This window comes from Candidatus Dormiibacterota bacterium, from assembly GCA_035544955.1.
Classification (GTDB): domain Bacteria; phylum Chloroflexota; class Dormibacteria; order CF-121; family CF-121; genus CF-13.
On sequence record DASZZN010000045.1, the window covers coordinates 99,099 to 117,377 of the forward strand.

Here is an 18,279-nt window from a genome sequence, read left to right on the forward strand (position 1 = left end):
TACGGGCCGATGGAAATAACGTACTTCGGCCTGAACGCCGTTCGCCTTCGCGGCCGCGAGGCGACCGTGATGATCGATCCCTACGAGCCGAAGCTCGGTCTCGCGCCGGTTCGGCTGAACGTGCAGATCGTCATCTTCACCCACGAAGATCCGACCCATTTCAGCATGCAGGGACTGGCGGGGGATCCGCACGTCGTGACCGGTGCCGGCGAGTTCGAGATCAAGGCGGTCGCCATGACCGGCACGCAGACGTACCACGACGCCAAGAAGGGCGCGGAGCGGGGAAAGAACTTCATCTATACGGTGGAAATCGACGACCTTCGCATCTGCCATCTTGGTCACCTCGGGCACGGGTTGAGCGAAGACCAGCTGGAGGGGATCGGGAGCAAGATCGATGTGCTGTTCGTGCCGATCGGTGGCGGCAGCCACATCAACTCCGCGCAGGCAACCGAGATCGTCAACCAGATCGAGCCAAAGCTGGTGGTTCCGATCTCATACAAGCTCCCGGGCCTGACGCTGCTGGCGCAGAACCTGGAAGGCGTGGAGAAGTTCGCCAAAGAGATGGGCGCGACCGATCTCACGCCGCAGCCGAAGCTGCAACTCTCGGTGTCGCCCACCGTCGAAGAGACGAAGCTCCTGATCCTCGAGCCGCGCGGCGCAACGGCCTCCGCTGCTGTGGACTAGCCCGCGGCTTTCTGGGGCTCGCGAGTCTGGGCGGCCGCCCGCTCGGCGGCGCGAGCCCGCTCCAAGCGCACCGCGCTGTCGATCACGCCCAGGTGGCTGTAGGCCTGCGGGAAGTTGCCACGCGGTGCTCCGGAAACCGGGTCATTGCCTTCCGCGAGGAGTCCCAGCGGCGAGGATAGCGCGATCAGCTCGGTCAGCTGGCGCTCGGCGGCGTCGAGCCGGTTCATCCCAATGAGGCCGTCCACGTACCAGAAGCTGCAGAGGAGAAACGCCGCGCTCAGGTAGCCCTGGTCATCCGCGCAGTCGTAGCGGCGAACATAGGGGCCGTTCAGCAGCCGCTGGCTGAGGGTCTCGATGGTGGCGCGCATCCTGGGATCGGTCGCCGGCAGAAACCCCAGCACCGGCATCTGCAGCACCGCGGCATCCAGGCACTCGTCGTCGTAAGCCTGCGTAAAGGCGCCAATCTTGGGATTCCAGGCACGTAGTTCGATCTCCGCTCGCAGCGCCGCCGCCTGTTGCTCCCAGACCTCCAGGCGCGACGTGTTGCCGGTCCCCTTCGCCAGCGTGATCGCCCGATCCAACGCGACCCAGCACCACAGCTTGCTGTGGGTGTGATGCTTGCGCGCGCCCTGGAATTCCCAGATGCCGTTGTCGGGTTCGCGACTCAGCTCCCAGACACCGTCGGCGAGGCGCTCGATCACGTGCCAGAGCTTGGTCGAGATGAAACCGCCCTTGCGCTGATAGACCGCCATGCAGTCGATCACCGCCCCGAAGACATCGGTCTGTCGCTGCCCGGCAGCACGGTTGCCGATGCGAACCGGCCGGGCGCCTTCGTAGCCCGCCAGATGCTCGAGGAACGATTCGGGAAGGTGCGGGTCGCCGTCTACCCGATAGAGGATCTGCATGGCAAAGTCGTGGTCGTAGGCGCGGTCGCGGATCCAGTTGATGAAGTCGACGGCTTCCTGCTCGAAACCCGCGCGAAAGAGTGCCGCGATGCCGTACGACGCGTCACGCAGCCAGCAGTAGCGGTAATCCCAGTTGCGATCGCCGCCCGGGTCTTCCGGGATGGACGTAGTCGGGGCGGCGCAGAGCGCACCGGTCGGCGCGTAGGTCAGGAGCTTGATCACCAGTGAGGAGCGACGGACGGCGTCCTGGAAGGGACCTTGATAAAGACACTGCTCGAGCCAGCCGACCCAGAAGGCCCGCGTGCGCTCGGCGAGCTCGGTGGCGTCGCTGCTGCTGGGGAACTTTCGGCCGAGGGCGAAGTAGCGCTCGCCGAAGCCCAGCGTGATCCAGACCTGCGGCCCGGGCTCGACCGTGAAGCGGAAGACGTAGCGGGGCCGGCCGTCGACTTCCTCCACCGTCCCATGAAGCGGGACGGTCGAGGAAAGGATCACCTCCTGCGCGCCGCCCGAGGCGATGACGATGCCCTCGCGCTCGGCGAAGCTGGTGCGCGCGCGGCCGTAGGCAGGCGCGGGGTCGAGCACGCACTCGACCTCAACCGGGCCACCCCGGGCCTCGAGGCCGCGGCAGATGCGCTTGAGCGACAGGAAGCGCTCGCCCTCGTTGAAGCAGGGCATGAAGTCGGTCACGACGAGGGTCCCTCCTGCCCGGTGGAAGGTCGTGGTCAGGATGTTGGTGTCGTGGATGTAGGCTTGCTCGCCCGTGGGCACCGGGTTGACCGGCGCGATGCGGAAGCTGCCCCCACGTTGCTTGTCGAGGATCGCCGCGAAGATGGAGGGCGAGTCGAACCGTGGGTAGCAGAACCAGTCGACGGCCCCCCCGGTCGAGACCAGGGCCGCGGTTTCGCAATTGCCGATCAGTCCGTAGGGATACACTGCTTGACCTTACAACGTCATATTGACAATGGACTAACGCCCTCAAACGCGGCAGGATTCATAACTCGACGCGCGGAGGGCGACGCACCCGCGTAGAATAGAGTCCCGGTGCCGAAGTACGTCTTCGTAACCGGTGGCGTGGTTTCCTCGATCGGCAAGGGGATCACGGCGGCGTCCATAGGGACCATCCTGAAGGCCCGCGGCCTGAGCGTCTCCCTCCAAAAGCTGGATCCCTATATCAACATCGACCCTGGCACGATGTCCCCCTATCAGCATGGGGAGGTGTTCGTCACCGACGACGGTGCCGAGACCGACCTCGACCTGGGCCATTACGAGCGGTTCATCGACGCCAATCTGAGCAAGGCCAGCAACGTGACCACCGGAAAGATCTATGCCGAGGTCATCGCCAAGGAGCGGCGCGGCGATTACCTGGGCGGCACGGTGCAGGTGATCCCGCACGTGACCAATGAGATCAAGGAACGCATCACCCGGGTGACCTGGGAAGACAACCCGGACGTCGTGATCGTCGAAGTCGGTGGGACGGTCGGCGACATCGAATCGCTCCCCTTTCTGGAGGCGATCCGCCAGCTGAAGAACGACCTCGGCCGCAAAAACGTCTTTTACGTGCACCTCACGCTGGTGCCGTTCATCGAAGCCTCGGAGGAGTTCAAGAGCAAGCCGACCCAGCACAGCGTCGCCGCGCTGCGCAGCATCGGCATCCAGCCCGATGCCATCGTCTGCCGCTCGGAGCGCGCGATCAGCGTCGCCCTCAAGGACAAGATCGCGTTGTTCTGCGACGTCGACCGGCGGGCCGTGATCTCCGTCCCCGACGCCGCCTCCATCTACGAAGTGCCGTTGATGCTGGAAGACTCCGGCCTGGGCAACGTCATCGTCGAGGCGTTGGAGGCGCCGGCCCAAGCGCCGGACCTGAGCGATTGGAAGGAGCTGGTCCATCGCATCCAGCACCCCGCCGGCAGTGTGCGCATCGGGGTGGTGGGGAAGTACTTACCGGCGCCCGATGCCTATATCAGCGTGACGGAAGCGCTCCGACACGCCGGCGTTCACCACAACCTGCGGGTCGACATCAAGTGGATCGCCTCCGAAACGCTGGAGTCGGGTGATTTGCGCGCGCTCGACGAAGTCGACGGCGTCGTGGTCCCGGGCGGATTCGGTCATCGCGGCATTGAGGGGAAGATTGCCGCGGCCCGATTCGCCCGGACCTCGCTCACCCCTTATCTCGGGCTCTGTCTGGGGATGCAATGCGCCGTCATCGAGTTCGGACGCGATCTGCTGGGTCAGCCCGACGCCAACAGCACCGAGTTCAACGCATTCACCAGCCATCCGGTGATCGACCTCTTGCCGGAGCAGCGCGACGTCGCCGACAAGGGCGGCACCATGCGGCTCGGTCTCTATCCCTGCAAACTCCAGCCGGGCACGCTCGCGGCCCAGGCCTACGGCGAGCCGATTGTCTATGAGCGGCACCGGCATCGTTTCGAGTTCAACAACGCCTATCGGGAGGCGATGTGGGAGGCGGGCATGATCTTCAGCGGAACCTCGCCCAATGACCGGTTGGTGGAGATCATCGAGTTGCGCGACCACCCCTGGTTCGTTGCGTCGCAATTCCACCCGGAATTCCGCTCCCGGCCGAACCGTCCGCATCCGCTCTTCCGCGACTTCGTCAAGGCGGCAGCCGTGAGAGCGGGCGTTCTTCCGGCCGACGCCCAGCCGCTGCAGACGCCCGCGATTTCTCCGGACAAGACCGCGCAAAGCGCGTGAAGTCTGACGTCTCCACGCCCGCCTCGGGCGGTGCGACCACGCCGCGGACGGTCCAACCGAATCTCGGCCTCGAGCTGGTGCGCGCGACCGAAGCCGCCGCGCTCTCGGCCGGGCGCTGGATGGGGAACCTCGATCGCGAGGGGATTCGGGGGACGGCGGCCAACGCCATGCGCGAAGCGCTCACCGGGGTGCACATGAGCGGCACGATCGTCATCGGCGAAGAGTCGGCGTCTGCGCCCCTCGGGCTCGGACAACTCGTGGGCGACGGAAGCGGCGACGCCTGCGACGTGGCGCTCAAGCCGCTCGACGGCTCCACGCTGGTCGCCAAGGGTCTCCCGAACGCGGTCTCCGTCGTGGCCACCGTCGATCGCGGTTCGCTGGTGCGGGCGCCGGTTGGTATGTACGCCGAAAAGATCGCGGTCGGCCCCGAAGCGCGGGGGTCGATCGACGTCACGGATTCGGTCGAGAACAACCTGCAGCGGGTGGCGTTCGCCAAGAAAGTCCAGGTCTCGGATCTCACGGTGGTGATGCTCGACCGCCCACGCCACGAACCCCTGATGGACCAGGTGCGCCAGGTCGGCGCCCGCATCACGCTGCTCAGCGACGGCGACATCGCCGCCGCCATCATGGCCACCCTCGAGGGAACTGGCATCGACGTGATGCTCGGCATTGGCGGCTTGCCGGAAGCGGTGCTGGCCGCCTGCGCGCTGAAATGCCTGGGCGGCGACCTACAATGCCGCCTCTGGTTGCGCTCCCGTGACGACGAGGAGAAGGCACGCGCCGGCGGCTTCGAGGATTTGCGCGGTGTTTTCTCGGTCGACGACCTGGTACGAGGCGAGGACGTCGCGTTCGCGGCCACCGGCGTGACCGACGGCGAGTTCCTGCGCGGCGTGATCTATCACCACTTCTGGGCGGAGACCGAATCGATGGTCTTCCGCAGCAAGAGCGGGACGGTCCGCCACCTGAACACCAAGCACCACTACGCCCTCAAGTCGGTCGAAGGCGCGCACCGGAAAGTTCGCTAGCCTGGGGCACAAATTGTGCAAGCGGTGGTGCGTCGTTTGACGCGGGGACCAAAACTGGTCTAGACTGCCCGGGTTTTGGCGAGGGGAATCCCAAGGCTTGCCGCCCACGGGTGGGCGCTCGCGTGGGCTTTGATCGTGCTGGCTGCGGGGCCGCTCGCATTCCGGCATCCCATCGCCGAGGTCCACGCCACCAGCGGGAGCGTTACGGTCGCGGCCAGGAGCAGCGTGAGTGAGGCTCCGCTCGGGCCCGGCGGCGAGACCCGCATCCGCGCACAGCGCGCGCCTGCCGTGCCGGTCGATGACCTGGCACCGCCGGCGGCAATCGCCGAGCTCGTCGCCACTCGTGAACATCTGGTCCGGTTTGTCTGGCCAACTCATGGCACCATCACCCAGACGTTCTTCGAGTACCACCCAGGGATCGACATCGCCAACGACGTGGGAACGCCGGAGGTTGCCGCCGACGGGGGGCATGTCGTCTTTGCGGGCTGGGGATCGTATGGGATTTACGTCGAGATCGACCACGGCAACGGGTTCCATACGATCTACGGGCACATGTCGGCGGTAATGGTCAAAACCGGCCAGGTAGTCACGCAGGGCCAGGAAATCGGGCTGATGGGCGCGACCGGTCGCGCCAGCGGGCCTCACCTGCATTTCGAGATCCGCTTCGAGGGCACTCCGCAGAACCCGATCGACCTGTTGTCGTAATCGGCCGTCAGTCGGGTTACGCTGCCCCTGACGGCGGCCGACCTTGATCCACTGAACCCCTTGAACATTAGGTACATTCCGTGAGTGGTACTAAGGACGCTGGCCGGTCGAAGATGACGGCGGCTGAGCTGATGGCGCTCAAGGCGGAGAGATTGCGCACCGACCCGGTGTACCGAGCCCAAACGGAGGCCGTGGAAGCGGAGCGTCAGGCTCGCGTGACGGAGCTCCGCCGCGCAGAGCAACCCATCGTGGAAGACCTCAGGAACGTCGGGGTCGAGGTGAGCTCAGTCTGGGATCTGGTCAACACCGCCGATCCCTATCCGAGGGCCCTGCCGATCCTGCTCAGACACCTGCAGCGTGGCGGATATCCGGACAGGGTCATTGAGAGCCTCGGACGGGCGCTGGCAGTGCGACCGTCAGCTTCCGTATGGAACACGCTGCGACAGCTCTACCTGGCCGCTCAGGGCGCGGGGAGGAGGAGGGCCTGGCCGTCGCCCTCGCTGCGTCGGCCACCCCCGATCACCTTGACCAGCTGATCGCCCTGCTGGACGAGAGTAGTCGCAGCAGCACCCGCATCCACTTCCTGCGCCCGATCAAGCGAGTCGGTGGCAAGCGCGGACTCGACGTGCTCACGTCACTGCAGGACGATCCGCTGTTTGGAAAGGAAGCCCGGGCTCTACTGAAGCGCTGAAACGCGCCGCGTCGGGGGCTGGCTACGAGGTTGAGCGCCCCTGCTAAGGTGGCCGAGATGGACCCTCCGCGTCTTTGGCGCCTAGAAGCAAACTGTGACCGCACTACCGGTTGACCCACCTGCATCCGCTCCACAAGAGCTGCGAGATCTCTGGCCCCTGGTGAGACAGTTCGCTCCCTCCGACGATAGGGATCGATCGCGCTTACTTGCCGGCGCTCCATCCGATGCCTTGAAGGATCTCGTCCGCCGAGTGGACGCCGAGGCCTTTCGGACGATTGACTCATATCTTGATGAGACGGGCGACGCAGAGGAGGCTGTGCCCTATGGGGATCTAGCGCTGCCATGGAGGCGGGGCAAATCCTTCGCCAGCGCGGAGAAGATGAGTGACCCCGATGGTCTATCGTCGCGGAGCCAAGATCTATCCGATGTAGCGCGGATGCGGGCAGATCTGGATGCTGGAAGCAGTTTGACGTGCAAAGCCGGACTCGAAGGCTCTGGACACGTATTTGACTCGCAGTTGAGTCACTCGTGCGAACCTAATCGACCTGGATGAACCGACCGCCAAGGTTGACGTCGGTCCGACCGTCGGGCTATAAAGGCCGCTAACGTAGATAGTGTGCGACGCGTGCTTTATGCCAGCCGGCGCGGGGAATTGCGTGTTCACCCGACCCTGCAAGCAGTGGCACAAAGTGGGTGGGATGTCATTGCTCCCGATCGGCTGATCCCGCTCCCGCCGGGGACAACCCTGATGCATCTCCCCGGTCGGGTGCAGCTCGGCTCGGCCGGTGGCGCCACCGCCCCAGTCGAAGACCCCGATGCGGTCGCCGTGGCCGCCGTGCTGCCGCCGGGGTACCTACGGACCCTGCTGCCAGCCTACCTGGCCGGCGACGATGCGCCGGTCCTGCCGCTGTATGGGTACGCCGCGGTGGCCGCCGTCGACGGCGAGCCGTACGTGGCCGCGATGCGAACCGACCGCTGGAGTGCCTGGGACCCACAGGCGGTCGATCGGCAGCACATCGACCGCGGGATCCGCGCGGCGCGACGTCCAATGCCCGACAGCCGGCTGCTCCGCCACCTCGAGACCTGTGCCACCGACTACCGATGCCTGACGGCGCAGAATGTCTTCCTCCGCCGCGGCGAAGGCGCGATCCCCGTTTCGCCCGCGTGCAACGCGGCCTGTCTGGGCTGCATCTCGGAGCAGTGGGGCGACGTCGCCTCGCCGCAGACCCGCCTCGCCTTCGCTCCCACCGCGGCGGAGATTGCCGAGCTCGCAGCGTGGCACCTGAGCGCCAGCCCGGCGAACTTCGTTAGCTTTGGTCAGGGCTGCGAGGGCGAGGCGCTGACTCGCGGTGCCGTGCTGGTCGAGGCGACTCGCCGCATCCGGTCGGCCTGGCCGGCCGCGACCATCCACATCAACACCAATGCCTCACGTCCGGACGTCCTCCGCCGGCTGATCGATGCCGGATTGAATTCGATCCGTATCAGCATCTTCAGCCTCCACGATGAGCGGTTCCGCGCCTACTACCGGCCGATTGGTTATGGGCTGGAGCAGGTCGCCCAGTGCGCGGAGCTGATGGCCGCCGCCGGCGGACAGGTCACGATCAACCTGTTGACCTTCCCCGGCATCAGCGACGCGCCAGCAGAACTCGATGCGTTGGTCGCGTTCGTCCGGGAGCACCGGGTCCACCAGGTGCAGCTGCGCAGCCTGAACGTCGATCCGCTCTGGCTGCTGGCTCGGATCCCGGATCCCACACGGGGCATTGGCATGCGGGCGTTCGTTCGCGAGCTGGGGGCGCGCTGCCCGGGGCTCCAGCTGGGCAACTTCACGCGGGCGTGGAGCGTACCGGCGCCGATCTCGGCGTAACGCCCGGGGCCCGTTTGAAGTGATTGAAAGGCCCAGGCCGTGGGCAAGCTCAATGTGATGGCTGATCTGTATTCGCAGAACCAGGAGCCAACTGCGGGCGGGGCCGATTACGGCTACCGGACCGACCGGCCAGTCCAGGCCGATATCCCCGCACAGCCTGACAACCGCGGAAGGCGGAACGGCGGGCTGGCAGCGGGAATTCTCGCCTTCCTCGCCTTCGTTTTCGGCAAGCTCTCCTACGTTGGGCTGCTACTGCTCAAGTTCAAAGGGCTGTGGTTCACCATCGTCTCGACCGGGCTGACGGCCTTGATCTACGCACAGATCTTCGGTTGGGCCTTCGGCGTCGGCATCGTGCTCCTCATCCTGATCCATGAGAGCGGCCACGTCGTGGTGGCCCGAATTATCGGCCTGCCGGTCAGCCTTCCCGTCATGATCCCGTTCCTCGGCGCCTTCGTCAGCATGAAGCAACAGCCGCGTACCGTCGCCCAGGAATCCATCATGGCGATCGGGGGTCCGGTGCTGGGGTCGATCGCTGCCGGCCTGTGCTACCTCGGCTACCTCGCCACGCCCGACTCGAGCACCGGTCAGCTGTTGCGGGCGCTTGCCTACTTCGGCTTTCTGATCAACCTCTTCAATCTGATTCCGCTCACGCCGCTTGACGGTGGCCGCGTGACGTCGTTGCTCTCCAAGTGGTTCAACGTCGCTGGGCTGGCGATTGCGGCCGGGCTGCTCCTCTTCGAGTTGCAGTCCGGAACGAGGGTGAGCCCGGTCCTCTTCCTGGTCTTGATCTTCGGGGCCTTCTCCACCTACCAGCGGTTTCGGTCGACGGTCCTCAATCCGGCCTACTACGCCGTTGACGCCCAGACGAAGGTCATCGTCGGAGCCGTTTACCTCGGGCTGCTCTTCGCACTGGGCGTTGGCATGCTTCAGACGTCCGCCATCTTGAGATAGAATTGGGACCCCCATGAAAGCCACCATCCATCCGACCTACTACCACGATGCCGTGGTCGTCTGCCTGTGCGGCAACAAGTTCACCACCGGCTCGACTCAGAAAGAGCTCAAGACCGAGGTCTGTTCGGTCTGCCATCCCTTCTTCAGCGGCCAGCAGCGAATCGTCGATACGCAGGGCCGCGTCGACCGGTTCCAGCAGCGCCAGCAGCGGAAGAGATAAGCCGCTACCCCGTTGAGCCCTCTGTGGCCAGCGGCGTTGCGCAGGGACTAGGATGAGCGCGGCTGTGAGCCAGGACAAGTTCTTCTACGGCGGCCAGGCCGTGCTCGAGGGCGTCATGATGCGCGGCCGCACCACCTACGCGGTCGCCGTCCGCAAGCCCGACGGCGAGATCCAGGTCTTGCGCGAGCGCCTGCGGTCCATCATCTACACCCACCCGGTCTGGAAGCTGCCGCTGCTCCGCGGTCTGGCCGGGCTCTGGGAGCAGCTCCACCTCGGCATGAAGGCGCTGATGTGGTCGGCGAACATCCAGGCCGCCGCCGAGCAGGTGGAACTGAGCGCGACCACCATCCGCGTGACGATGGCGATCGCGGTGGCCGGCGCGTTGCTCTTTTTCCTTGGCGTCCCCCTGCTGGCGGCGGGCTTCCTGAGCCGCGGTCACAGCAATCTCTTCTTCGGGGTGGTCGACGGGGCGGTCCGGATCGCGCTGCTCTTGCTCTACCTCTATGCCATCTCCTTCAAGGCGGAGATCGCGCGACTCTTCGCCTACCACGGTGCCGAGCACAAGACGATCAATGCCTACGAAGCGGGGCTTCCGCTCGACGTGCCCAACGTGCGGACGCAGAGCACGCTCCATCCGCGCTGCGGCACCGGCTTCCTGCTCGCCGTGATGGTCGTCAGCGCCTTTGTCTTTGGATTGGTCGGCCGTCCGGCCCTGCCCCTTTTGCTGCTGTCGCGCGTCGTGCTCATCCCGGTGATTGCCATGCTGGCCTATGAGTTCATTCGCTTTGCCGGCCGACATCGGAACAACCCGATCGTGAAGGTGCTGATCCTCCCGTTCCTCCTGACCCAGAAGCTCACCACGCGGGAACCGGACGACCGTCAGATCGAGGTGGCACTGGCGGCATTCGAGGGAGCCCGGCAAGAGGAGAAAGAGGCCGCGGCCTGATGTTCGAACAGCTCGAAGCCGTTCGGGCCCGGTACTACGCGATCACCGAGCGGCTGGCGGACCCCGCGGTTCATGCCGACCTCAAGGAACTCCAGCGGCTGAGCAAAGAGCAGGCCCAGCTCCGCGACCTGGTGCACCTCTATGAAGCCTACCGCCGTGCCGAGCGCGGCATGGCCGAAGCCCGCGAACTGGCCGAACAGGAGCGAGATCCCGAGATGCAGGCCTACGCACGCCAGGAATTGGAGAAGCAGCAGGCGGAACGCGACCGCCTCGAAGGCGAGCTCAACGTCGCCCTCGTGCCCAAGGATCCCACCGACGACAAGGACGTGATCGTCGAGATCCGGCAGGGGACCGGCGGTGATGAGGCGGGATTGTTTGCCGCCGACCTCTTCCGCATGTACAGCCGCTATGCTGAGTCGCATCGCTGGAAGGTCGACCTGCTCTCGGAGAACGTGACCGAGCGCGGCGGCTTCAAAGAGGTGGTCTTCGAGGTTCGCGGTCGAGGCGCCTACTCGCGCCTGAAATTCGAGAACGGCGTGCACCGCGTGCAGCGGGTGCCGGAGACCGAGGCGCAAGGACGCATCCACACCTCGACAGCCACCGTCGTGGTGATGCCCGAGGCTGAGGACGTCGATGTTGTCATCAATCCAGAGCGGCTCAAGGTCGACGTCTACCGCTCCGGCGGGCACGGCGGGCAGAGCGTCAACACCACGGACTCGGCGGTCCGCCTCACCTACACGCCCGAGGACGGCGGTGCGCCTATCGTTGTCACCTGCCAGGACGAGCGCTCTCAGCTCAAGAACAAGGCCAAGGCGGAAAAGGTGCTGATGACCCGCCTGCTCGACCGCCAGATGGCGCAGCAGCAGGAGGCCCTGACCGAGGTCCGTCGTTCAGCCGTCGGCTCGGGCGATCGCAGCGAAAAAGTCCGTACCTATAACTATCCGGAAGGCCGGATCACCGACCACCGGATCGACTTCAAGTACTACAAGCTGCCCCAGTTCGTCGAGGCCGGCGACCTCGACCCGGTGATCGATCGTTTGATCGCCTGGGACCGCGGGAACCGGTTGAGCGAACCGCCGAATGGCGCCGCGCGCAACTGACGGCGGCCGGGTCAAGGCGCAGCTCGCCAAGGCACGGGCCACCCTGGACACGGCCGGCATTCCATTACCTTGGCTCGACGCCGAGATCCTGGTGGCACACGTCCTCCAGAGTTCGCGCGAGCGGCTCCACAGCCACCCCGAGCGCGAGCTAACCGTCGCGCAGCGGGCTCAGCTGCGGCGGTTGACCAGTCGCCGAGTGGCCCGCGTTCCGCTGCCCTACCTGGTCGGCGAGCGCGAGTTCTATGGGTACATGTTTCGCGTTACCCCTGCCGTGCTGATTCCGCGCCCGTCGAGCGAGCTGCTCGTCGAGCTGGCGATCGATTGGTTGACGGCACACCCACGGGCGCGGCGGATGATCGACCTGGGTACCGGCAGCGGCGCGGTCGCGATTTCCGTCGCGAAAGCCGTGCCACAGATTCACATCGAGGCACGGGATGTCAGCGCTCGCGCGTTAAAGGTGGCTGACGAAAATATCGCGCACTACCGCCTGCGCCGGCGGATCATCACGTTGAAGGGCGACTTACTGCGCCGCGCGTCCCCAGCGGACCTGATCCTCGCCAACCTTCCCTACATCCCGGAGGCGCTGCGGCGCATTCGGCCGAAGGAGCTCGACTACGAGCCGGCGCTCGCGCTCGACGGCGGCAAGGACGGGCTGTTGCTGATTCGGGTCGCGCTGGCGCAAGCGCCTGCGGTACTGAAACCGGGCGGCCTCGTCCTCTTCGAATGCGACCCGGCGCAAATCCGCCGCGTCGTGCGCCTCGCCCAGGGGCACTGGCCCGCGGCGCTGGTGACCGTGCACAAGGACCTGGCCGGGCAGGACCGCGTGGTCCGGATCCAAACGTGACCCTGCGGTGGCCGGCCGACCCGTCGCACATCGCGCAGGCGGCCGAGCGGCTTCGCTCTGGCGCCGTCATCGCTTTCCCAACCGACACGCTCTATGGCATCGGCGCGCGCGCCGCAGACCCGGCAGCGGTCGCTCGCCTCTACCAGGTAAAGCGCCGTCCATCCGGACAGCCGATGGTGTGGCTGGTCACCGACCGGGCGCAGGTCGAGCGGTTCGCGGTCGTCTCCGCGACCGCCACTGAGTTGATGGACCGCTACTGGCCGGGTCCGCTGACCCTGGTGCTGCCCGCCCGTATCCCGACCGACCGTTCGACCATCGCAATGCGCGCGCCGGACCACGACGTCGCTTTCGCGCTGCTGAGGGCGCTGGGGGAGCCGATCGCGAGCAGCAGCGCCAATGCCGCCGGACAGCCGCCGCCTGTCGATGCCGACCAGGTCCTTGCCGGGCTAGACGACGAGCTTGATCTCGTGCTCGACGGAGGGCACTGCCGAATCGGTCAGCCCTCGACCATTCTTGACCTGAGTGGTGCGACGCCTCGCATCCTGCGCCAGGGGGCGATCCCGTCTTCGGAACTGATTCGGGGATAATGGGCGGGATGTTGCAGGCCCGCACCGACCTGACCAGCCGGATCGACCTCGTCGATCCCGAGGTCGGTGCCGCGATCCGCGACGAATACGAGCGTCAGCAGTACACGCTGGAGCTCATTCCATCGGAGAACATCGCCAGTCCGGCGGTGCTGCAGGCGCTCGGCTCACTGCTCAACAACAAGTACGCCGAGGGGTACCCGGGCAAGCGCTACTACGGCGGCTGCGAAAACGTCGACCGGATCGAGACGCTCGCGATCGAGCGCGCCAAGGCGCTCTTTGGCGCTGAGCACGCCAACGTGCAATCCCATTGCGGTACGACCGCCAACTATGCCGTCTACGCGAGCGTCCTCAAGGTTGGCGACACCGTCATGGGGATGGATCTCAGCCAAGGCGGCCACCTGAGCCACGGGAGCCCCGTGAATTTTTCCGGCAAGCTCTACCACTTCGTGCCGTACGGGGTCGATCCTACGACGGAGCGCATTGATTACGACGTGCTCGAGAAGCAGGCGAAAGATGTGCGGCCGAGGATGCTGCTCGCCGGCTATAGTGCCTACCCGCGCACCCTCGACTTCGAGCGGTTGGCGGCGATCGCCAAGGCGGTCGATGCCTATTTCTTCGTCGACATGGCGCATTTCGCCGGCCTGGTCGCCGGTGGTGCGCACCCGAGCCCGGTGCCCCACGCCGACTTCGTCAGCTTCACCACCCACAAGACGATGCGTGGTCCCTGGGGCGCGATGATCCTCTGCAAGGCGAAGTACGCCGCCGAGGTGGACAAGAGCGTGTTTCCCGGCAGCCAGGGCGGCCCCCACAACCACGCGATCGCCGGCAAGGCGGTGATGCTGGCCCAGTGGAAGACCCCGGAGTTCAGGTCCTACGCGCAGGCGGTAGTCAACAACGCACATGCGCTCGCCGAGGGGCTCGGCCGTCGCAAGCTCCGGCTGGTCAGTGGGGGAACAGACAACCACCTGATGCTGATCGACCTGCGGCCGCTCAACCTCACGGGAAAGAAAGTCCAGGATACGTTCGATACCGTCGGCATCACCGTGAACCGCAACTCGATCCCGTTCGATGCCGCGAGCAAGTTCAACCCGAGTGGGATCCGGTTGGGATCGCCGTCGGTCACGACGCGAGGAATGGGCACAAAAGAAATGGAGCAGATCGCCGACATGGTTTCCGAGTTGCTCTTCAACCTCGAGGACCGGACGGTCCATGAACAGGTACGCGCCCGTAGCCGGGCGTTGTGCGAACGATTTCCGCTGCCCTACTAGCGGGCGCGGGCCTCTTCAGCGACCCGACCTTCTGGTCTGACTTCTCACCCGCGCGCTTCGGCCCGGCGGTGGTGCCTTTTCTCGCGGCGCTGGTCGGAACCACGATCGCGGTCCTTCCGGCGCGATGGCTGGCCTTCCGGCTGGGGGCCGTTGCCCAGCCGGGAGAACGCCGCATCCACAGTGAGCCCACGGCCCGGCTGGGCGGACTGGCGATGTACCTGGGATTCGGCCTATCCGCCGCCCTCTTTTCGACGAACCCGGCAACCCTGGGCTTGCTCCTGTCAGCGGCAGTCATCACGACGCTGATGGTTTTCGACGACCTCGGTGGGGTTCGACCCCTCTTCAAACTGGTCTTCCAGGTCGCCGCCTCCCTTCTCGCCATCCTCGTTTTCGGGATTTCGATCAAGTTCATCGGCCTTCCTGGCCACCTCATCATCTTGTCGTTCGCGGTATCGGTCCCGGTCACGCTGCTCTGGTTCGTCGGTCTGCAAAACACCATCAATCTGATCGACGGCGTCGATGGGTTGGCTGCCGGTGTGGTGGCGATTGTCGCCGCGACCCTGTTGCTGGCGGCGATCAATCGCGGCGAGGGTGACATCGTCATCCTGGCCGGAGCGCTGATCGGCGCCTGCATCGGGTTCCTCTTCTTCAACTGGCATCCGGCCCGTGTCCACATGGGCGACAGCGGCAGCAACTTCCTCGGCTTCACGCTGGCCGCGCTGTCGGTGCTTTCGGTCGCCAAGGGTGCGATCGTGCTGGCCTTGGTTGTGCCTCTTGCGGCGCTAGCGATCCCGATCGTCGACACCATCTGGGCCATCGTCCGCCGACGGCTGCGCGGTCGGTCGATCGCCACCCCCGACACCGAACACCTGCACCACCGGCTGCTCGACTTCGGCCTCAGTCCGCGCGAGACGGCGCTCGTCTTCTACTTCGGAACCGCCATCTTTGCCGCGGTCGGGCTGGCCATTTACGGACACAAGAAAGTCCTGCTCGGCGCCATCTTGCTGATGCTGCTCGGGATCGGCATCATCGTTGTGCGCCGCTTCCGCCGAATCCGACGAGGTTGAGCCCGGTTCGGGCCCGCGCCCGATACCGTTGCGAATTCACCCCTGATAAGCTTGGAACGGTTGAGGCCTAATTTCTGGAGGCAGTGATGGCCCCGACGGATAAGCGCAAGGACCCCAGCATGCTGGCGGCCTTTAGTCTCGCGTCGGGCGTCGGCCTCCAGCTAGCCGTCACGGTGTTGGTTGGGTTGGGTCTTGGCTACCTCGCTGACCGGGCCCTGCACACGTCACCCTGGTTCCTCCTGGTGGGGTTGCTGCTCGGGATTCTGGGGGGCGGTTACAGTGTCGTGCGGAGGCTCATGAAGGAGATACGTCGGAGTGGGTGAGCTGCGGCGGTTCGAGCTGACGACGTCCGTGGTTTTGCTCGCCTTCCTCTGCGTCGTCGGCGCCGCGATGGTGGCCACCGGTCACCCTCGCGCGATCGCCGGTCTGATTGCCGGTGGGCTGCTCGGCCTCGCCAACATGGTCTGGATGGTTGGAACCGCGCGGCGGTTCCTCGGACACGCCCCGACGGTGCGAATGCTGCAGTTGGCAGCCGCGATCCGGTTCCTCACGATCGCCGTCCTGCTGGGCGTCGTCCTCATCGTGAGCCGCGTCGATCCGGTCGGCGCGGCGATCGGTTACTTCTGTTTCCCGATCGCCGGCGCGGTCGCGGGCTGGCGGATGATGCGGACCCGACCGGGCTTGCCGGTATGAGGCTCCTGGTGCTGCTTCAGGCGGACGTCACGCACCCCACCATCAACATTGGCGGGATCGACTTCAACGCCGACACCATCCGTAACACCCTGATCGTGTGCGCCCTCCTGCTCGTCGGCGCCTTCGTCCTGCGCAGCCAGCTGCGCGTCGGAAAACCGACACAGCTGCAGAACATCGTCGAGCTGATCGTCGAGTACATCGGAGGGTTGACCGCGGAGTCGCTCCAGGGTCGAAATCTCAACCTGGGGCCGCTTGCCATCACGCTGTTCGTCTTTCTGCTGGTCTCCAACTGGCTGGGACTCATCCCCGGATTCAAGTCGCCGACCAATGACTGGAATACGACGCTGGCGCTGGCCCTCCTCACGTTCGTGCTGTTCACGTTCTTCAGCATCAGCCGCCGCGGCTTCGGCGGCTACCTCAAACATCTCCTGGTGGTCCCGCCTTACTTTCCGCTGAGCGTCATCGACGAGCTCGCCAAGCCGATCACGCTGTCCTTCCGGTTGTACTTCAACATCTTCGTCGGGGAGCTGCTGCTGTCACTGATCATCACGCTGGTTCCGACCTGGATTTCCTGGTTGCCGGGCGCGGTGTGGACGCTTTTCAGCCTCTTCATCGGAACGGTGCAGGCCTTTATCTTTACCGTCTTGACCGTCTCGTATGTCGCGATCGCCACTGAAGTTGAAACCGCACATGCATAACACCACTAAGGAGGGTCTGTTTTGGAACGCGCAATCGTTTTAGGGGCCACGGTCATCGCCTTCGGTTTTCTGCTCGGGCTGAGCGCCTTGGGCGCGGGAATCGGTGATGGGTTGGTGTCGAGCCGCACGGTCGAAGGGACGGCGCGCCAGCCCGAGCTACAGGGCCGGCTCTTCTTCCTGATGATCATCGGCATCGGGTTCATCGAGGCGCTGCCGATCATCGGCCTGGGCCTCGGCCTGTTTCTGATCTTTGCCAACCCGCTGTTGAGCCAGATCACCGGGAAATGACCCGCCTCGACGCCGGGCTACTCACGCTCAATGGCACGCTGATCGCTGAGTTGCTGATCTTTCTGGTCATGTTGGGCGTCCTGTACCGCTTCGCCTGGGACCCACTCTTGCGGATCCTGAACGAGCGCCGGGAGCGGATCCAGCAAGGCGTAGAGGCGACCGAGCGCGCCAAGCGCGAGCTGGAGGAGGCGGAGCGAGAACGTCAAGTAAAGCTCGAGGAGACGCGGCGCGAAGCGCAGGCGATGCTCGACCGGATCGCCAAGCAGGCGGAGGACCTGCGCAAGGAACTGGAAGTCAAGGCGCGCGAGCAGGCGGAGGGCTTGGTCGCGAAAGCCCGGGCCGAGATCCAGCAGGAGCGCGCCAAAGCGGTGGAAGATCTGCGGGAGCAGGTGGCAGACCTGGCCGTGATGGCCGCCGAGCGGATCATCGGCGAGAGCCTTGACGCCAAGAAGCACCGCGCGCTGATCCAGCGCACCATCGAGGAGGCGGAGATCCGTGCCTGAAAGCAGCAACGTGGCGCGCCGCTACGCCGCGGGCATCTTTCAGCTGGCCCAGGAGGAGAACGGGATCGACACCTGGCGGGCTGAGCTGGCCAAGTTGGACGAGTTGCTCCAGGACGACGTCCTCGTTGCCGCCTTCAAGAACCCCGCGGTGGGTGTCAGGCGCCGGATGGATCTGGCCCAGCTTCTCAAGCCGGAGCTCCGCCCCGAAACGGAGAACCTGCTTCGCTTGCTGGTCGAGCACTATCGGACGCGCGAGATCCATCGCATCCGGGAAGAGTTCGAGCGGCTCGCCGACGAGGCATCCGGTATCGTGCACGCGACCGTGACGACGGCGCTGGAGTTGGAGGAAGATGACCGACGGCACTACGAGCAGGAACTGGCGCGCAAACTGGGCCGCAAGGTCAACGTCAAGTTCCTCAGCGATCCAGCAATTGTCGGTGGAGCGGCGATCCAGATCGGCGATCACCTGGTGGACGGTACCGTGCGGACGCAACTCAAGCGGCTCCGGCAGGAATTATTGAGCTAAAGGGC

At 65.4% G+C, this 18,279-nt stretch carries 21 protein-coding genes; 20 read left to right on the forward strand and 1 reads right to left on the reverse strand.

What is annotated here, in order from left to right:
* The first annotated feature begins 9 nt into the window (after nt 1–9).
* The gene (locus tag VHK65_16535) at nt 10–684 is read left to right on the forward strand and encodes an MBL fold metallo-hydrolase (protein ID HVS07754.1); all 675 of its coding nucleotides are present in this window, start codon (nt 10–12) and stop codon (nt 682–684) included.
* Here VHK65_16535 and VHK65_16540 read toward each other — a convergent pair.
* The gene (locus tag VHK65_16540) at nt 681–2,522 is read right to left on the reverse strand and encodes a glycoside hydrolase family 15 protein (GenBank protein HVS07755.1); all 1,842 of its coding nucleotides are present in this window, start codon (nt 2,520–2,522) and stop codon (nt 681–683) included. The genes VHK65_16535 and VHK65_16540 overlap by 4 nt on opposite strands.
* 108 nt (nt 2,523–2,630) lie before the next feature.
* On the opposite strand from VHK65_16540, the gene VHK65_16545 reads away from it, so the two are divergent.
* The 19 genes from VHK65_16545 to VHK65_16635 all read left to right on the forward strand — a co-directional run bounded on the left by VHK65_16545 (nt 2,631) and on the right by VHK65_16635 (nt 18,274).
* Nucleotides 2,631–4,298: a CTP synthase gene (locus tag VHK65_16545; GenBank protein ID HVS07756.1), complete on the forward strand. Its 1,668-nt coding sequence runs from the start codon at nt 2,631–2,633 to the stop codon at nt 4,296–4,298.
* Entirely contained in the window at nt 4,295–5,323 is a 1,029-nt protein-coding gene (glpX, locus tag VHK65_16550; protein ID HVS07757.1) for a class II fructose-bisphosphatase, read from the forward strand. Before VHK65_16545 ends, glpX begins: the two co-directional genes overlap by 4 nt.
* Before the next feature lie 135 nt (nt 5,324–5,458).
* Nucleotides 5,459–6,028, forward strand: coding sequence for a M23 family metallopeptidase (locus VHK65_16555; GenBank protein ID HVS07758.1), 570 nt, complete (start codon nt 5,459–5,461; stop codon nt 6,026–6,028).
* A gap of 80 nt (nt 6,029–6,108) precedes the next feature.
* Nucleotides 6,109–6,564: a hypothetical protein gene (locus VHK65_16560; GenBank protein HVS07759.1), complete on the forward strand. Its 456-nt coding sequence runs from the start codon at nt 6,109–6,111 to the stop codon at nt 6,562–6,564.
* Between the two features lie 834 nt (nt 6,565–7,398).
* Nucleotides 7,399–8,583, forward strand: a complete 1,185-nt coding sequence (locus VHK65_16565) for a radical SAM protein (GenBank protein HVS07760.1) — start codon at nt 7,399–7,401, stop codon at nt 8,581–8,583.
* Between the two features lie 39 nt (nt 8,584–8,622).
* Nucleotides 8,623–9,534 (forward strand): site-2 protease family protein, encoded by a 912-nt coding sequence (locus VHK65_16570; protein ID HVS07761.1) that lies wholly within the window; start codon nt 8,623–8,625, stop codon nt 9,532–9,534.
* Nucleotides 9,535–9,547: 13 nt separating this feature from the next.
* Entirely contained in the window at nt 9,548–9,754 is a 207-nt protein-coding gene (rpmE, locus tag VHK65_16575) for a 50S ribosomal protein L31 (GenBank protein HVS07762.1), read from the forward strand.
* A gap of 52 nt (nt 9,755–9,806) precedes the next feature.
* A complete protein-coding gene (locus VHK65_16580; GenBank protein ID HVS07763.1) occupies nt 9,807–10,700 on the forward strand; it encodes a DUF1385 domain-containing protein in 894 nt (297 codons plus the stop codon).
* Nucleotides 10,700–11,800, forward strand: a complete 1,101-nt coding sequence (gene prfA, locus VHK65_16585; GenBank protein HVS07764.1) for a peptide chain release factor 1 — start codon at nt 10,700–10,702, stop codon at nt 11,798–11,800. Before VHK65_16580 ends, prfA begins: the two co-directional genes overlap by 1 nt.
* On the forward strand, nt 11,781–12,644 hold the full coding sequence (gene prmC, locus VHK65_16590) for a peptide chain release factor N(5)-glutamine methyltransferase (GenBank protein ID HVS07765.1): 864 nt from the start codon (nt 11,781–11,783) through the stop codon (nt 12,642–12,644). Before prfA ends, prmC begins: the two co-directional genes overlap by 20 nt.
* Nucleotides 12,641–13,231: an L-threonylcarbamoyladenylate synthase gene (locus VHK65_16595; GenBank protein HVS07766.1), complete on the forward strand. Its 591-nt coding sequence runs from the start codon at nt 12,641–12,643 to the stop codon at nt 13,229–13,231. Before prmC ends, VHK65_16595 begins: the two co-directional genes overlap by 4 nt.
* A gap of 8 nt (nt 13,232–13,239) precedes the next feature.
* Nucleotides 13,240–14,499 (forward strand): serine hydroxymethyltransferase, encoded by a 1,260-nt coding sequence (glyA, locus tag VHK65_16600; protein ID HVS07767.1) that lies wholly within the window; start codon nt 13,240–13,242, stop codon nt 14,497–14,499.
* Nucleotides 14,472–15,566 (forward strand): MraY family glycosyltransferase, encoded by a 1,095-nt coding sequence (locus VHK65_16605; GenBank protein ID HVS07768.1) that lies wholly within the window; start codon nt 14,472–14,474, stop codon nt 15,564–15,566. Before glyA ends, VHK65_16605 begins: the two co-directional genes overlap by 28 nt.
* 86 nt (nt 15,567–15,652) lie before the next feature.
* Nucleotides 15,653–15,889 carry an AtpZ/AtpI family protein gene (locus VHK65_16610; GenBank protein ID HVS07769.1) on the forward strand — a complete coding sequence of 79 codons (237 nt, stop codon included), beginning with the start codon at nt 15,653–15,655 and terminating at the stop codon, nt 15,887–15,889.
* Nucleotides 15,882–16,259, forward strand: coding sequence for an ATP synthase subunit I (locus tag VHK65_16615; protein ID HVS07770.1), 378 nt, complete (start codon nt 15,882–15,884; stop codon nt 16,257–16,259). Before VHK65_16610 ends, VHK65_16615 begins: the two co-directional genes overlap by 8 nt.
* A gap of 8 nt (nt 16,260–16,267) precedes the next feature.
* Nucleotides 16,268–16,957: a F0F1 ATP synthase subunit A gene (gene atpB, locus VHK65_16620; protein ID HVS07771.1), complete on the forward strand. Its 690-nt coding sequence runs from the start codon at nt 16,268–16,270 to the stop codon at nt 16,955–16,957.
* Between the two features lie 21 nt (nt 16,958–16,978).
* On the forward strand, nt 16,979–17,245 hold the full coding sequence (gene atpE / locus VHK65_16625) for a F0F1 ATP synthase subunit C (protein HVS07772.1): 267 nt from the start codon (nt 16,979–16,981) through the stop codon (nt 17,243–17,245).
* On the forward strand, nt 17,242–17,748 hold the full coding sequence (atpF, locus tag VHK65_16630) for a F0F1 ATP synthase subunit B (GenBank protein ID HVS07773.1): 507 nt from the start codon (nt 17,242–17,244) through the stop codon (nt 17,746–17,748). Before atpE ends, atpF begins: the two co-directional genes overlap by 4 nt.
* Nucleotides 17,741–18,274: a F0F1 ATP synthase subunit delta gene (locus VHK65_16635; protein HVS07774.1), complete on the forward strand. Its 534-nt coding sequence runs from the start codon at nt 17,741–17,743 to the stop codon at nt 18,272–18,274. The genes atpF and VHK65_16635 overlap by 8 nt, the downstream gene beginning before the upstream one ends.
* Nucleotides 18,275–18,279: the final 5 nt, after the last annotated feature.

Bases quoted from the DNA above. Each gene is read 5' to 3' on its own strand.
- prfA (HVS07764.1), top strand. From the start codon at position 10,700: ATGTTCGAACAGCTCGAAGCCGTTCGGGCCCGGTACTACGCGATCACC.
- atpF (HVS07773.1), top strand. From the start codon at position 17,242: ATGACCCGCCTCGACGCCGGGCTACTCACGCTCAATGGCACGCTGATC.
- VHK65_16610 (HVS07769.1), top strand. From the start codon at position 15,653: ATGGCCCCGACGGATAAGCGCAAGGACCCCAGCATGCTGGCGGCCTTT.
- glyA (HVS07767.1), top strand. From the start codon at position 13,240: ATGTTGCAGGCCCGCACCGACCTGACCAGCCGGATCGACCTCGTCGAT.
- VHK65_16535 (HVS07754.1), top strand. From the start codon at position 10: ATGGAAATAACGTACTTCGGCCTGAACGCCGTTCGCCTTCGCGGCCGC.
- prmC (HVS07765.1), top strand. From the start codon at position 11,781: ATGGCGCCGCGCGCAACTGACGGCGGCCGGGTCAAGGCGCAGCTCGCC.
- VHK65_16580 (HVS07763.1), top strand. From the start codon at position 9,807: ATGAGCGCGGCTGTGAGCCAGGACAAGTTCTTCTACGGCGGCCAGGCC.
- rpmE (HVS07762.1), top strand. From the start codon at position 9,548: ATGAAAGCCACCATCCATCCGACCTACTACCACGATGCCGTGGTCGTC.